This is a genomic window from Microbacterium sp. VKM Ac-2870 (assembly GCF_015350795.1).
Classification (GTDB): Bacteria; Actinomycetota; Actinomycetes; order Actinomycetales; family Microbacteriaceae; genus Microbacterium.
Genome location: NZ_JADKSH010000001.1, coordinates 238,910 through 251,482, shown reverse-complemented (window position 1 = coordinate 251,482; position 12,573 = coordinate 238,910). Strand labels below are relative to the sequence as shown.

Below are 12,573 nucleotides of genomic sequence, written 5' to 3'. Positions count from 1 at the left end.
CTCGACGAAGGAGTCGACGATGACCACCACGAAGACGCACTCGGTGGATGTGCTCGTCATCGGCTGGGGACTGTCCGGCCTGGTCGCGGCCGCGGAGGCGGCGGCCGCGGGTAAACGCGTTGCGATCATCGATCAGGAGCCGCGAGTCAACCTGGGCGGACAGGCGTTCTGGTCGTTCGGTGGCCTCTTCTTCGTCGACTCCCCCGAGCAGCGACGCATGGGCATCCGGGACTCCTTCGACCTCGCCCGCCAGGACTGGTTCGCCACAGCCCAGTTCGACCGCGACGAGGACTACTGGCCTCGACGCTGGGCGGAGGCCTACCTGCAGTTCGCCAGCGGCGAGAAGCGGTCGTGGCTGCGGCAGAAGGGGGTCGGCTTCTTTCCCGTCGTCGGCTGGGCGGAGCGTGGCGGCTACAACGCCACGGGCCCGGGCAACTCCGTGCCGCGCTTCCACATCACGTGGGGTACGGGTCCGGGACTGGTCGCGCCCTTCCGGCTCGCCGTCGAGCAGGCCGAAGCCGCAGGTCGGCTGACCGTGCTCGATCGTCACCGGGTGACGGCGCTGACAACCGCAGGAGCCGCTGTCACCGGTGCCCGGGGCGACATCCTCGCCCCCTCCGACGCGCCTCAGGGAGCGGAGAGTTCTCGTGAGGTCGTCGGCTCGTTCGAGGTGGCGGCGGGTGCGACGATCGTGGCTTCCGGCGGCATCGGCGGCAACCACGAGCTCGTGCGGGCGCAGTGGCCGGCGCGGCTCGGCACCGCACCGGCCCAGATGATCACCGGAGTGCCTGCGTACGTCGACGGCTCGATGCAGCCCGTCGCGTCCGCCGCAGGGGCACGACTCATCAACGGCGACCGGATGTGGCACTACGTGGAGGGCATCCAGAACTGGTCGCCGATCTGGCCGAACCACGGCATCCGGATTCTGCCCGGCCCCTCCTCGGTGTGGCTCGACGCCACGGGCGCGCGCCTGCCGGTACCGCTGTACCCCGGCTACGACACACTCGGCACACTCGCTCACCTGCGTCGCACCGGACACGACCATTCGTGGTTCGTGCTGTCGCAGAAGATCATCGAGAAGGAGTTCACGCTCTCGGGCAGCGAGCAGAACCCCGACCTCACCGATCAGAACGTGCCGCTGCTCGTCCGCTCACGTCTGGGCAAGGGCGCCGCCGGTCCCGTGCAAGCCTTCATGGATCAGGGCGCCGATTTCGTCGTGCGGCGCACCATCGACGAGTTGATAGCGGGCATGCGCGCGCTTCCGGGCGGCGAGTCGCTCGATGCAGACACCGTTCGCCGCGAGATCGAGGCGCGCGACCGCGAGATCGACAACGACTTCACGAAAGATGCGCAGATCGCCATGCTCCGCGCGGCACGTTCCTATCGGGGCGACAAGCTCATCCGCACGGCGCGGCCCCACCGCATCCTGGACCCGGCCAACGGCCCGCTCATCGCGGTCAAGCTGCACGTGCTCACGCGCAAGTCGCTCGGCGGCATCGAGACGGATCTGTCGGGACGCGCCCTCGGTGACGACGGAGAACCTGTCGCCGGCCTGTATGCCGCGGGAGAGGCGGCCGGGTTCGGCGGGGGCGGTGTGCACGGCTACCGCGCACTGGAAGGCACGTTCGTCGGTGGATGCCTGTTCTCGGGTCGCCTTGCGGGACGAGCGGCCGCCGAGGCCGTGTGATATCCACTCAGGTGCCGGTGCGCTGAGGTTCAGGCGGCGCCGGTCGCGCGCACCTCGGTCAGGCCGGAACGGACGCTCGTGCGGGTCAGGACGTGGCCGCGCCGCAGGCTCACCCGCGTCCAGGCGCCACTGCGATGCACCGTCGCGGTCTCCTCTCCGGCGATGAAGCCCAGCGCGAAGGCGGCGAACGCCACCCCGCGCGGCAGATCGGAGAGTTCGTCGTCGGTGCGCCCCCATACCTGGGAGCGCACCAGACGGACCACATCCTCGCCCGCCGCATCCGGCACCGCTTCCGCGACGGCGGAGATTCCCCGCTGCGCGCGAGCCGCGAGTGTGGAAGCGTCGATGACACCGACGGGTTCCCACGCGCCACGCGGCGGCGAGATGCCCGCCCACGCGGCGGTGACGGCGGTCTCGGGAAGGGTGATCGCGCGCGGGTCGGCGGACGCCACGAGCGAGGAAGCGTCGACGACGAGGTCGCACTCCAGCTCGGGGTCGACTTTCACGAACCGCATTCCCAGCACGGTAGGTGTCGCCTCCATCAGGGTCTGCGGGGCGAGCGTGGCGGCGGTCAGCGCCAGCGTGCCACCGTGCGCACGCAGCCGGACCTCGCCATCTCCGAGGCGCGCGGCGCGTTGAGCGAAAACGAGCACATCGGCGGCGGCGAGAGGATCGGGGAAGAGAAGCTGCGCGGACATCCGACCTAAACTATCAAGGACCAACGCGGGGACGGATGGAGTGCATGTGTCGACCACGATGAGCGGCGACGATCCGCTCACTCCGCTGCGCGCGGTGCTCGATCTCACGTCGAGTGGCGCCCGGACGACAGAGGACATCTTCACCGGGCGATCGCACCCCATGCCGACCGGCCGCATCTTCGGCGGACAGGTTCTCGCTCAGGCGATCATCGCCGCCGACCGTACGACCGACGACGACCGCGTGCCGCATTCGATGCACGGCTACTTCCTGCGCGCGGGCGATGCGAATCGTCCCGTGACGCTCTCGGTGGATCGCATCCACGACGGGCGATCGTTCTCGACGCGGCGCACCCAGGCGTTCCAGGACGGCGTTCCGATCTTCTCGATGATCGCGTCGTTCGAGCGGGAGGATCCGGGGCTCGATCATCAGAGCGGGATCCCGGAGGGCATCCTGAGCCCCGAGGACGCACTGCATCGTGCCGAGTCCGTGAGCTTGCATCCGCTGTCCCAACGCGTGCTCTCGAGCAGCCCGATCGAGGTCGTGCACGCGGAGGGCGCCATCTACGATCACGTCCCCGGTGCTCATGTCGCGCAGCAGAATGTGTGGATGCGGACGAAAGGCTCGCTGGGGGACGACCCGGCGCTGCACCGCGCGGCGCTCGCGTACATGAGCGATCTCACTATCCAGGAATCCGTGCTGCGCGCGCACGGAATCGCGTGGTCCTACCCGGGCCTGAAGGTCGCCAGCCTCGATCACGCCATGTGGTGGCACCGGCCGGCTCGGGTGGACGAGTGGCTGCTGTACGTGCAGAACTCCCCCAGCGCTCGCGCCGGGCGGGGACTGTCGTCGGGGCGCATCTTCACCCGCGGCGGCGAGCTCGTCGCCTCCGTCGGGCAAGAGATCATGGTGCGGGTTCCCGAGCAGTGAGATTGCCCGGCGACGCCGCGGAGCGGTGACCCCCGGCGGCTCAGTGACGCCGGAACGCCACCGGCTCGCCGAGGTAGGGAGTCCAGGCATCGCGCATGGCTTCGGTGAGGCGCACGGGCCGGAAGCTCTGCGCGTCGACGAGCACGACCGACGACGATGCACGGGCGTACAGCGTGGTGTCGGTGTCGGTGCGCGGGCTGTAGACCTCGTAGCAGACTTCGATACTTGATCCCCCGAGTTTGCCGAACCACATCTGCACATCCAGCGGTTCGCGACGGTAGGGAACCGGGGCGAGGTACTCGATCTCCTGACGCGCGATGAGTGTGAGCACGCCGGCATCCACGCCCGCATCGATCACCGCGGTGTCGGGCGCCTCTTCGCCGACGACCGGCGTCCAGAAGACGCGCACACGCGCCTCCTCCAGCAGCTTCAGCATCGTCGCGTTGTTGACGTGGTTGAAGGCGTCGAGGTCACCCCACCGCAGGTGGATGGGGACGTGGATGCGCTCAGTCACGGGTGAGCTTGCGGTGCGTCGAGCGGTGCGGATTGGCCGCATCCGGGCCGAGACGCTCGATCTTGTTCGCCTCGTACGCCTCGAAGTTGCCCTCGAACCAGTACCACTGGTCGGGCTGATCGTCGGTGCCTTCGTACGCGAGGATGTGGGTCGCGATGCGGTCGAGGAACCACCGGTCGTGTGTGATCACGACGGCGCAGCCGGGGAACTCGAGTAGTGCGTTCTCGAGCGAGCTCAGCGTCTCGACGTCGAGGTCGTTCGTCGGCTCGTCGAGCAGCAGCAGGTTGCCACCCTCCTTGAGCGTGAGCGCGAGGTTGAGGCGGTTGCGCTCACCACCGGAGAGCACGCCCGCCTTCTTCTGTTGGTCGGGGCCCTTGAAACCGAACTTCGACACGTAGGCGCGGGACGGGATCTCGGTCTTGCCGACCGTGATGATGTCGAGTCCGTCAGACACGACCTCCCACAGCGTCTTGTTGGCGTCGATGTTGGCGCGACTCTGATCGACGTAGCTGATCTTCACCGTCTCGCCGACCTTCAGATCGCCACCGTCGAGGGGCTCGAGGCCGACGATCGTCTTGAACAGCGTCGTCTTTCCGACGCCGTTGGGACCGATGACGCCGACGATGCCGTTCGGCGGCAGGCTGAAACTCAGACCGTTGATCAGAGAACGGTCGCCGAAACCCTTCTGCAGCTTCTTCGCTTCGATGACGACGCTACCCAGTCGCGGACCCGCGGGAATCTGGATCTCCTCGAAGTCGAGCTTGCGCGTGCGCTCGGCCTCGGCAGCCATCTCCTCGTAGCGAGCCAGACGAGCCTTCGACTTCGTCTGACGGCCCTTGGCGGACGAGCGAACCCAGTCGAGCTCCTCCTTGAGGCGCTTCGCGAGCTTCGCGTCCTTCTTGCCCTGGACGTCGAGTCGCTCCGCCTTCTTCTCGAGATAGGTGGAGTAGTTGCCTTCGTACCCGATGAGACGGCCGCGGTCCACTTCGGCGATCCACTCCGCGACATTGTCGAGGAAGTACCGGTCGTGGGTAATGGCGATGACAGCGCCCTTGTAAGCCTGCAGGTGCTGCTCGAGCCACAGAACGCTCTCGGCGTCGAGGTGGTTGGTCGGTTCGTCGAGCAGAAGCAGGTCAGGCTTTTGCAGAAGAAGCTTCGCAAGGGCCACGCGGCGGCGCTCACCACCGGACAGCTTGGTGACCGGCTCATCGCCGGGCGGGGTGCGTAGGGCGTCCATCGCCTGCTCGAGCTGCGAATCGAGGTCCCATCCGTCGGCCGCGTCGATCTCCTCCTGGAGGACTCCCATCTCGGCGAGGAGGGTGTCGAAGTCCGCATCGGGGTCGGCCATGAGAGCCGAGATTTCGTTGAAGCGGTCGACCTTGGCCTTGATCGCGACGCCGTCCTGGATGTTCTCGAGAACGGTCTTCGTCTCGTCGAGCTCGGGCTCCTGCATCAGGATGCCGACGCTGAAACCGGGGCTCAGCTTCGCCTCACCGTTGGACGGGACGTCCAGGCCGGCCATGATCTTCAGGATCGTCGACTTACCGGCGCCATTTGGGCCGACCATGCCGATCTTCGCGCCCGGCAAAAATGCCATCGTGACGTCGTCGAGGATCAGCTTCTCGCCCACCGCTTTGCGGGCACGGACCATGGAGTAGATATATTCGGCCATAACGTACCAAGTCTACGCGGACCGACCGTCGGCGTCGGTCCGGACGAGGTGCTCGAGGTCGCTTCTGCGTCGGTAGACGATCTCCGCGGACGCGTGCAGCGCTACCAGTCGATCTGCCGCGTCTGGCCCACGAGGCAGGTACCTTCGGGCGTCAAGGGCAGAACACGCGTCTGCGGTCCCGGCACCGAAGGTCCGACCTGTCCAACCAGGCACTCGCCCTTCCACTCCACGGAGAACTGGATCGAATCGGCCTGGTTGCCGACGGTGGTCTGGTCGTTGGTGACCTGCATGGCCGACTTGTCGAAGCCTGCCGCCGTGAGCGCGTCGATGTAGGCGCGCCCCTGGGCAGCCGCGGGACCCGCCGCGACTTGCGACACGACCTGGGTGAAGAACGGAAGGTTCTGCGTCGCGGAGCCGGCGACGACCAGTGCGGGACCGGTGGGAGTCGGCGTGGCAGTTGCAGTCGGCGAGCTCGATACCGACACCGTTGGAGACGGCGAGGGCGTGCTCGGCGCACATCCGGCCAGTGCCAGAGTAAGACCGATACCCACGGCGGCCAGGCCGGGAAGCAGGCGGTGATCGTCTCGGCGCACGATCCGAGTCTAGGCGGGGTATCGTGCCGCGGTCGCACGACCTTGGCGCGGACTCCCCCACCGTGCCGTCTCGTCAGAAGGGTGTCGGATCGTCGGTGTCCGCCGTCCACCCGCCGGCGCCCACCAGCGCTGGCTCCGCACTCGACGCATCTGGGGAGGTTCCGGTGCCACCCGCGCGCGCGAGGTCCGGCCCCTTGTCGCGTATGCCGGGAGTCGCCCACCCGCTCGAATCCGTCGCCGCCTCGGGTGCGGCGCCCTGGCCATTCGATGCGCCGACCTTGTGGAAGGTCGTCGTCCCGAACATCAGATCATGCCCGAGGCCTTCGGCGTCGATCTCAGCCGAAGATCCGCTTTTTCCTCCCGACTCCCATTGCTTCACCCGGAAGCGCCCGGTCACGACGACCCGTTGTCCTTTCTCGATCGAGTCGAGTGCGTGCTCCGCGAGCTTGCGGTAGGCGGAAACCCAGTACCAGTTGGTGTGTGAATCGACCCACTGCCCGTTCTCCAAGCGTCGTTCGCTGCTGGCAAGGCGGAAGCTGATGGCGGGGATGCCGCCGGGAAGCTCGCGCCGTTCCGGTGCCGAGGCCACGTTGCCGATGACGGTGATGCGATCGCTCATGATCGTCTCCTCTGTGATGTCGCCCGGACCGTCCGAGCCCGCTGCGGCGCTCGAGTGCCCCACGAGCGCCGCAGCACCCCGAGCCTGACGCCTGGGCGTGGTCGGCGGATCAACCGGTTCCGCTTCGGTGGACAGCCGCGGCCCGATGGGCTCTGGGGAGGAGACGACGCGCGGCCCGCACGATGTGGTCGAAGCGACGCCTGTCGGAGGTCGAAGCTATGTTCGAGTCAATCGAGTACTGAGGAGGTGGTGATGGTGAGCATGACGACTCCGGTTGCTCCCGTTGCTCCCGTCGTGCGGGGCTTCGTCTTCCGTCCGATCTCGCGGCAGCGATGGCGCGTGATCGATCGCCGCGGGCGGGTGATCGGCCATCTACGCTGGGAACACTGCAGCGAAGGGCTTCGCTTCCATGCCGAGCGCTTCGATCTCGTGCGGGCTCAGCTGCGTCCACTCGGCAGCTTCTGGACAGCGCGTGAAGCGGTGGACTGCCTCGTCTATCTGCGCTGAAGCCTCAGACGATGGCGTCCAGCAGGTCACCACCGTGTACCGGAGCCGCCGACCGGACGGTGGGCCACGTCCCCGCCAAGACGGTGACCGCGCGATGCAACTCCTCGGAAGGAGCAGTGAACGGGATGCGGAGGTGTCGATCATGGGGAGTGTCCACGCCGAAACGTGATCCGGACGACAGGTACACGCCCCGCGCGCGTGCGGCGAGAACCAGCCCCGTACTCAACGGGGCGTCCAGTTCGACCCAGAGGGCAACGCCGCCCTCGACGTCGGGCACACGCCAATCGGGAAGCGCCGCGGCGATCGCGTCCTTCACGGCATCCCGTCCCGCGCGGAGCAGATCGGCGCGCTGGAGAAGAATTTCGGGCAGCAGCGGCACGAGACGTGTCGCGACGGCCTGCTCGAACTCCGGCGTGCCCAGTTCCCGGGGCGGGCGGGCGGCGACGATCTGCTGGATGATGTCCTCGTCAGCGCGGATCCACCCCACGCGCAGTCCACCCCATACTGTCTTGCCGAGTGAGCCGACACGAATGACATCGTCGTGTGCGAAGGCGGGCGGGCCGGGCGAAGCGTCGATGGCGAGATCCGCCGTGGTCTCGTCGACGACGAGCACCGTTCCCGCATCGTGCGCGGCACGGGCGATGACGACCTCATCCGCACCGGTCATCGACCGACCCGTGGGATTCTGAAATCGTGGCATCACATACGCGAGCCCGGGGCGGGCGCGGGCAAACGCCTGCGTCGCTCGGTCGAGATCCCAACCGGCGTGCGTGGTGACGGGCACCGCGACCAGTCGTGCCCCGGCGGCACGCAGAGCTTGCGCAGCGTGGGGGTATGTCGGTGTTTCGATGAGGGCGCGATCTCCCCGCTTGACGAGAATCGTCGCCAGAAGATGGATCGCGGACTGCGCACCGGTCGTGACGACGATCTGCTCTGCGGTGGTGGAGATGCCGAGGTCTCGATAGCGCTGGGCGATCGCCTCCCGCAGTGCCGGCGCCCCCCGCACGTCGTAGCCCGCACGGGCCACAATGCTCGCCGCGTCGGTCGCGACCTCACTGATGATGCCCGCGAGGCCTGGCCACGCCGCGGGGCTCGCCTGCTGCAGATCGATGGCGCCATCGTGGGCTGCGACGCGGCCGAGATCACGACGTGGCCGCGGAAGGGTGACGCTGCCCGACCCACGCAGGCTCGCGATGTGACCACTGTCACGCAGGCTCTGATACGCCGCACCGACAGTCGTGCGGCTCACCCGCAACGCCGAGGCAAGCTCTCTCTCAGCGGGAAGCGCGGTGTGGGCCGCGATCCGGTTGTCTAGACAGAGGATTCGGATGCCGTCGGCCAGGGCCTCGTAGGCAGGATCCCGGGTGCGCCAGCCGCCGAGCGCACCGACGAGGGTTCGAGCCGTGATGCGTGAGTCCACACCAGCCACCTTATCGAGATTGGTCTGGGTGGCAATAGCCAATTGTGCGATGAAATGTCTGCATGAGTATTCGCGTCATCCGGCTGTTGATCGGGCTCGTTCTGTATGGAGCTGGCTGCGGAATCATGGTTCGCGCCGACATCGGCGCGGACCCGTGGACGGTGTTCGCGCAGGGATTGTCCGTTCAGACCGGCGTCGGAATCGGGTGGGTCACGAACGTGGTGGGCCTCCTCGTTCTCCTGCTCTGGCTTCCGCTTCGACAGCGCCCGGGCATCGGCACGATCGCCAACATCCTGCTCGTCGGAACGAGCATGCAGGTCACCATCGGCGTCGTGCCGGCTGTGTCCGGGTTCGGCCTTCAGCTCGCGGTCTTCATCGCGGGCATGGTGTTGGTGGCACTGGCATCCGGGATCTACATCGGCGCACATCTCGGGGCCGGGCCGCGAGACGGACTGATGACGGGCATGAATGCGCGGTTCGGATGGCCCATCTGGGCATGTCGACTCGGCGTCGAGGCCTCTGTCCTGTTGGCGGGCTGGCTTCTCGGCGGCACCGTCGGCATCGGTACGGTGATCTTCGCCGCGGGGATCGGACCGCTCGTGCACCTCGCGCTGCCGCTGCTCGATCGTTCCGCGCGTCGTTCAGCGTCTCGACCGGTGTCGTCGCTCACCGGCGCCACGGCATAGCCGCCGCGCCGCACCCGCGCTCAGTGCTCGCGGAACCGTGGCCACTCCGACCCGGGCGCGAGATGTGCGTGCAGTGCGTTCTTGGCGATATCCATATTCGGATACGTTCCGATACTCGCGTCGGCACCCGCGACGGTCGACGTATAGCCTTCCTCGGTCTTTCGAACCGTGCCGACGACGTTGCCTTCGGCGCCGTACGCGACCCAGATCGTGGACGATGTGGTGGTCATCATTGATTCCTCTCGTCGTCGACGACGCTACGCCGCACGGCGCGATCGCGCGAGGGGATGCGCGGACGGGATCGGAGTGCCCCCGGCAGGATTCGAACCTGCGACCAACGGATTAGAAGGCCGTCGCTCTTCCACTGAGCTACGGAGGCGCGACACCCAGCGTACTGTGACTGCGCTCACGACGTCGGGTCGCCTCACCCCGTCGGCGACAGCGCCGAGGTCGGGGGCTCTCGTTAGGATGAACGCATGGTGAATGCCGCGGAGAACGACCGCCTCGTCTGGATCGACTGCGAGATGACAGGCCTCGATCTCGAGGTGGACGAACTGGTGGAGATCGCGATCATCGTCACCGACTTCGAACTCAACGTGCTCGATCCGGGTTTTCAGATCGTCATCAAACCCGATGCCTCGGCGCTCGCCAACATGAATGACTTCGTGACCAAGATGCACGCCTCCTCCGGTCTACTCGACGAGATCGTCGACGGGGTGAGCCTCGCAGAGGCCGAGTTCGAGGCGCTCGAGTACATCCAGCGTTTCGCCCCCGAGGGCAAGGCTCCACTGGCGGGGAACACGATCGGTACCGACCGGATGTTCCTGGCGAAGTACATGCCGCGGGTCGATCGCTGGCTGCACTACCGCAGCGTCGACGTCTCCAGCATCAAGGAGCTGTCACGCCGCTGGTATCCGCGTGCGTACTTCAACGCGCCGACGAAGGACGGCGGACACCGTGCCCTCGCCGACATCCAGGAGTCGATCCGCGAGCTGGCCTATTACCGCGAAGCGGTCTTCGTTCCGGCACCGGGTCCCACCAGCGATCAAGCGCGCGAGGCCGCGGCGTCGGCCGTGTCGTCGTTCGCTCCAGGTGTGTAATACAATCGACTGGTTGCCTGGAAACAGGAACATGGTGGCTATAGCTCAGTTGGTAGAGCACCGCGTTGTGGTCGCGGGGGTCGCGGGTTCAAGCCCCGTTAGCCACCCCACTTACTCCCCTGCAGGGAGGTCTGCGTGATCGAGTTGGATGCCGACGACTTCGACGATCTCGTCGCCCAGGAGATCGACCTGCTGCCGGCGGAGATGGTCGTCGGGCTCGACAACGTGATTTTCATCGTGGAAGATCGCCCCGAAGACGGTTCACTCGATCTGCTCGGCCTCTACGACGGACTCGCCTTGACCGAGCGAGATCGCTATGGTTCGGGAGAGCTGCCCGACCGGATCATCGTCTACCGCGAGCCACACCTGCTCAGCTGCGACACTCTCGGCGAGCTGCGCGATGAGGTGCACACCACGCTCGTCCACGAGATCGCGCACTTCTACGGCATCGACGACGAACGGCTGCACGAACTGGGGTGGGCATGACGATCCCGCTCGAAGACATGCGTCTCGTGGAGAGCGCGGTCGTCTCGCAGCCCTGGCAAGCGGTGGTGTGGAACGACCCGGTCAACCTGATGAGTTACGTGGTGCACGTGTTCCGCACCTACTTCGGCTACTCGCGCGAGCGCGCGGAGCACCTCATGCTGCTCGTGCATCACGAGGGGCATGCTGTGGTGGCAGAGGGAGCGCGCGAGCAGATGGAGCTGCACGTGCAGGCGATGCACGACTACGGCCTCTGGGCGACCGTGAGGAAGGGCGAGGAATGACCACGGTGGTGATGGAGCTCTCCGCGTGGGAAGCGGCTCATCTGACCGACCTCGTCGAGCAGTTCACCGAGTTGCTCGACGAGACGAACACGGTTGCAGACGACCCGGCGGTTGCTCGGCTCGTCCCCGATGCCTACGCAGACGACGTGGAGGCTGCCGGGGAGTTCCGTCGGCTGACAGAGGCAGATCTGCTGAGCCGACGGCGAGCGGATGCCGATGTCGTGCTCGCCTCGCTCCAACGCGATGGCGTGACTCTGCGCCCCGCCGACATCGACCGCGTCGATGCCGAAGAGGCGCTCGTGATCGAGCTCGATGATGAACCCGTCGCTGCATGGCTGCGCACTCTCACCGCGCTGCGTCTTGTGGTGGCGACCCGTCTCGGGGTCACCGCCGACGACGATCAGGACGACGATCCTCGCTTCGGCGTCTACAACTGGCTCGGATACCGGCTCGAAGGGCTCCTTCAGACGCTCGGCGACTGACGGAACCGACCCGTTCGTCAGGGTATGTCGATGCGGATCGTCGCGTGCGCGTGCGGCGAATGGGTGCGGAGGTGTGCTTCTTCCTGCTGGGCCCATCGAGACCAATGCGGTCGATAGGTGTCACCATCGCGAGCGAGCGCCCGATCACGTCGCGCGGGTTCGGGCGACTCCAACCACAGGCGCACATGCGCGAGCGGAGCGGACGCGGCGGTGAGAACCCCTGCACCTTCGATGATGAGGGGAAGAGACGCCGGGGTCATCACTTCCTCGGCGGGACGCCCGTTCTCCCAGTCCCAGCGGTTCCAGAACGCATCTGTCCCGCGTGCGATCGGTTCGAGGATTCGCGTGCGCACGATCTCGGCGCCCTCCGAGAGCCCATCCCAGCCGGGATACAGCTCATCGAGGCCGATCACATTCACGGCACCGGTCCACCGCTTTCGCAGCCGGGCGGCAACAGTAGATTTACCCGCACCAGAACGCCCATCGATCAGCACCACGGGCACGATCTCGGGCGAGAGCGCTGCCACAGCCTGCTGAACCTCCGTCACCGCGCGTTCCAGCGCGGCGTCGACCGGATCAGCGCTTGAGGGCACGGATGACGCGACTGAGCGTGCGTCCGGCGACCCAGACGAACGGGATCGCGACGGCGATCAGCGACACGAGGTTCGGCTCGAACCGCAGGTCATCCCCCTTGCGGATGTAAGCTCCGACGGGCGCCGCGAACCCGCCGCCTCCCCCGCCGTTGTTGCCGCTCTCGTCCTCGCCTGCGCCGAACCCCGACCACGAGATCGCCACCGGGATCAGGCGGATGCCGTCGACATCCTGCTGCTCGCCGTAGACGCTGTTCACGCCGAGGGATGCGGACTGCTTGCCGAGTTCGAGTTCGAGATTGGGCATGGC

The 12,573-nt window shown here is 67.0% G+C and carries 17 protein-coding genes and 2 tRNA genes; 9 read left to right on the top strand and 10 right to left on the bottom strand.

Annotation, left to right across the window (positions count from 1 at the left end):
* The first annotated feature begins 19 nt into the window (after positions 1 to 19).
* Positions 20 to 1,687 carry an FAD-binding dehydrogenase gene (locus ITJ43_RS01255; protein ID WP_194581366.1) on the top strand — a complete coding sequence of 556 codons (1,668 nt, stop codon included), beginning with the start codon at positions 20 to 22 and terminating at the stop codon, positions 1,685 to 1,687.
* Between the two features lie 29 nt (positions 1,688 to 1,716).
* Here ITJ43_RS01255 and ITJ43_RS01250 read toward each other — a convergent pair whose 3' ends face one another.
* On the bottom strand, positions 1,717 to 2,385 hold the full coding sequence (locus tag ITJ43_RS01250; protein ID WP_194581364.1) for a hypothetical protein: 669 nt from the start codon (positions 2,383 to 2,385) through the stop codon (positions 1,717 to 1,719).
* Between the two features lie 58 nt (positions 2,386 to 2,443).
* Here ITJ43_RS01250 and ITJ43_RS01245 point away from each other — a divergent pair, with 58 nt between their 5' ends.
* A complete protein-coding gene (locus ITJ43_RS01245) occupies positions 2,444 to 3,313 on the top strand; it encodes an acyl-CoA thioesterase (RefSeq protein ID WP_194582402.1) in 870 nt (289 codons plus the stop codon).
* A 40-nt stretch (positions 3,314 to 3,353) separates the two neighbouring features.
* On the opposite strand, the gene ITJ43_RS01240 is transcribed toward ITJ43_RS01245, so the two are convergent.
* The 4 genes from ITJ43_RS01240 to ITJ43_RS01225 all read right to left on the bottom strand — a co-directional run bounded on the left by ITJ43_RS01240 (position 3,354) and on the right by ITJ43_RS01225 (position 6,711).
* Positions 3,354 to 3,827 (bottom strand): thioesterase family protein, encoded by a 474-nt coding sequence (locus ITJ43_RS01240; protein WP_323741087.1) that lies wholly within the window; start codon positions 3,825 to 3,827, stop codon positions 3,354 to 3,356.
* Positions 3,820 to 5,499, bottom strand: coding sequence for an energy-dependent translational throttle protein EttA (gene ettA, locus ITJ43_RS01235; RefSeq protein ID WP_194581360.1), 1,680 nt, complete (start codon positions 5,497 to 5,499; stop codon positions 3,820 to 3,822). Before ettA ends, ITJ43_RS01240 begins: the two co-directional genes overlap by 8 nt.
* A gap of 101 nt (positions 5,500 to 5,600) precedes the next feature.
* Complete coding sequence (locus ITJ43_RS01230) at positions 5,601 to 6,092, bottom strand: DUF6993 domain-containing protein (RefSeq protein ID WP_323741086.1); 492 nt, start codon at positions 6,090 to 6,092, stop codon at positions 5,601 to 5,603.
* A gap of 73 nt (positions 6,093 to 6,165) precedes the next feature.
* A complete protein-coding gene (locus ITJ43_RS01225; RefSeq protein WP_194581358.1) occupies positions 6,166 to 6,711 on the bottom strand; it encodes a single-stranded DNA-binding protein in 546 nt (181 codons plus the stop codon).
* Positions 6,712 to 6,963: 252 nt separating this feature from the next.
* Between ITJ43_RS01225 and ITJ43_RS01220 the strand changes: the two genes are divergently transcribed.
* Positions 6,964 to 7,218 carry a DNA mismatch repair protein gene (locus tag ITJ43_RS01220; protein WP_228495273.1) on the top strand — a complete coding sequence of 85 codons (255 nt, stop codon included), beginning with the start codon at positions 6,964 to 6,966 and terminating at the stop codon, positions 7,216 to 7,218.
* 4 nt (positions 7,219 to 7,222) lie between these two features.
* Here the strand turns inward: ITJ43_RS01220 and ITJ43_RS01215 are convergent, their stop codons facing one another.
* Complete coding sequence (locus ITJ43_RS01215) at positions 7,223 to 8,638, bottom strand: PLP-dependent aminotransferase family protein (RefSeq protein ID WP_194581356.1); 1,416 nt, start codon at positions 8,636 to 8,638, stop codon at positions 7,223 to 7,225.
* 62 nt (positions 8,639 to 8,700) lie between these two features.
* Here ITJ43_RS01215 and ITJ43_RS01210 point away from each other — a divergent pair, with 62 nt between their 5' ends.
* Positions 8,701 to 9,324: a YczE/YyaS/YitT family protein gene (locus ITJ43_RS01210; protein WP_194581354.1), complete on the top strand. Its 624-nt coding sequence runs from the start codon at positions 8,701 to 8,703 to the stop codon at positions 9,322 to 9,324.
* Positions 9,325 to 9,344: 20 nt separating this feature from the next.
* Here the strand turns inward: ITJ43_RS01210 and ITJ43_RS01205 are convergent, their stop codons facing one another.
* Together ITJ43_RS01205 and ITJ43_RS01200 are read right to left on the bottom strand one after the other, a co-directional pair.
* Positions 9,345 to 9,554, bottom strand: coding sequence for a methyltransferase (locus tag ITJ43_RS01205; RefSeq protein WP_194581352.1), 210 nt, complete (start codon positions 9,552 to 9,554; stop codon positions 9,345 to 9,347).
* Positions 9,555 to 9,631: 77 nt separating this feature from the next.
* Positions 9,632 to 9,703, bottom strand: a tRNA-Arg gene (locus tag ITJ43_RS01200).
* Between the two features lie 97 nt (positions 9,704 to 9,800).
* Between ITJ43_RS01200 and orn the strand changes: the two genes are divergently transcribed.
* The 5 genes from orn (at position 9,801) to ITJ43_RS01175 (ending at position 11,673) form a co-directional block, all read left to right on the top strand.
* Positions 9,801 to 10,424: an oligoribonuclease gene (orn, locus tag ITJ43_RS01195; protein ID WP_194581350.1), complete on the top strand. Its 624-nt coding sequence runs from the start codon at positions 9,801 to 9,803 to the stop codon at positions 10,422 to 10,424.
* A 34-nt stretch (positions 10,425 to 10,458) separates the two neighbouring features.
* Positions 10,459 to 10,534, top strand: a tRNA-His gene (locus ITJ43_RS01190).
* 25 nt (positions 10,535 to 10,559) lie between these two features.
* Positions 10,560 to 10,910, top strand: a complete 351-nt coding sequence (locus ITJ43_RS01185; RefSeq protein WP_194581349.1) for a metallopeptidase family protein — start codon at positions 10,560 to 10,562, stop codon at positions 10,908 to 10,910.
* Positions 10,907 to 11,191 (top strand): ATP-dependent Clp protease adapter ClpS, encoded by a 285-nt coding sequence (clpS, locus tag ITJ43_RS01180; RefSeq protein ID WP_194581347.1) that lies wholly within the window; start codon positions 10,907 to 10,909, stop codon positions 11,189 to 11,191. Before ITJ43_RS01185 ends, clpS begins: the two co-directional genes overlap by 4 nt.
* On the top strand, positions 11,188 to 11,673 hold the full coding sequence (locus tag ITJ43_RS01175) for a DUF2017 family protein (protein WP_194581346.1): 486 nt from the start codon (positions 11,188 to 11,190) through the stop codon (positions 11,671 to 11,673). The genes clpS and ITJ43_RS01175 overlap by 4 nt, the downstream gene beginning before the upstream one ends.
* 17 nt (positions 11,674 to 11,690) lie before the next feature.
* Here ITJ43_RS01175 and ITJ43_RS01170 read toward each other — a convergent pair whose 3' ends face one another.
* Positions 11,691 to 12,266: a hypothetical protein gene (locus ITJ43_RS01170; RefSeq protein WP_194581345.1), complete on the bottom strand. Its 576-nt coding sequence runs from the start codon at positions 12,264 to 12,266 to the stop codon at positions 11,691 to 11,693.
* Positions 12,250 to 12,570: a hypothetical protein gene (locus tag ITJ43_RS01165; RefSeq protein WP_194581344.1), complete on the bottom strand. Its 321-nt coding sequence runs from the start codon at positions 12,568 to 12,570 to the stop codon at positions 12,250 to 12,252. Before ITJ43_RS01165 ends, ITJ43_RS01170 begins: the two co-directional genes overlap by 17 nt.
* Positions 12,571 to 12,573 lie beyond the last annotated feature (3 nt).

Excerpts from the sequence above, each read along its gene's own strand:
- ITJ43_RS01255 (WP_194581366.1), top strand. The coding sequence starts at position 20 with ATGACCACCACGAAGACGCACTCGGTGGATGTGCTCGTCATCGGCTGG.
- ITJ43_RS01250 (WP_194581364.1), bottom strand. The coding sequence starts at position 2,385 with ATGTCCGCGCAGCTTCTCTTCCCCGATCCTCTCGCCGCCGCCGATGTG.
- ITJ43_RS01245 (WP_194582402.1), top strand. The coding sequence starts at position 2,444 with ATGAGCGGCGACGATCCGCTCACTCCGCTGCGCGCGGTGCTCGATCTC.
- ettA (WP_194581360.1), bottom strand. The coding sequence starts at position 5,499 with ATGGCCGAATATATCTACTCCATGGTCCGTGCCCGCAAAGCGGTGGGC.
- ITJ43_RS01225 (WP_194581358.1), bottom strand. The coding sequence starts at position 6,711 with ATGAGCGATCGCATCACCGTCATCGGCAACGTGGCCTCGGCACCGGAA.
- ITJ43_RS01220 (WP_228495273.1), top strand. The coding sequence starts at position 6,964 with ATGGTGAGCATGACGACTCCGGTTGCTCCCGTTGCTCCCGTCGTGCGG.
- ITJ43_RS01210 (WP_194581354.1), top strand. The coding sequence starts at position 8,701 with ATGAGTATTCGCGTCATCCGGCTGTTGATCGGGCTCGTTCTGTATGGA.
- ITJ43_RS01205 (WP_194581352.1), bottom strand. The coding sequence starts at position 9,554 with ATGACCACCACATCGTCCACGATCTGGGTCGCGTACGGCGCCGAAGGC.
- orn (WP_194581350.1), top strand. The coding sequence starts at position 9,801 with ATGGTGAATGCCGCGGAGAACGACCGCCTCGTCTGGATCGACTGCGAG.
- clpS (WP_194581347.1), top strand. The coding sequence starts at position 10,907 with ATGACGATCCCGCTCGAAGACATGCGTCTCGTGGAGAGCGCGGTCGTC.
- ITJ43_RS01175 (WP_194581346.1), top strand. The coding sequence starts at position 11,188 with ATGACCACGGTGGTGATGGAGCTCTCCGCGTGGGAAGCGGCTCATCTG.
- ITJ43_RS01165 (WP_194581344.1), bottom strand. The coding sequence starts at position 12,570 with ATGCCCAATCTCGAACTCGAACTCGGCAAGCAGTCCGCATCCCTCGGC.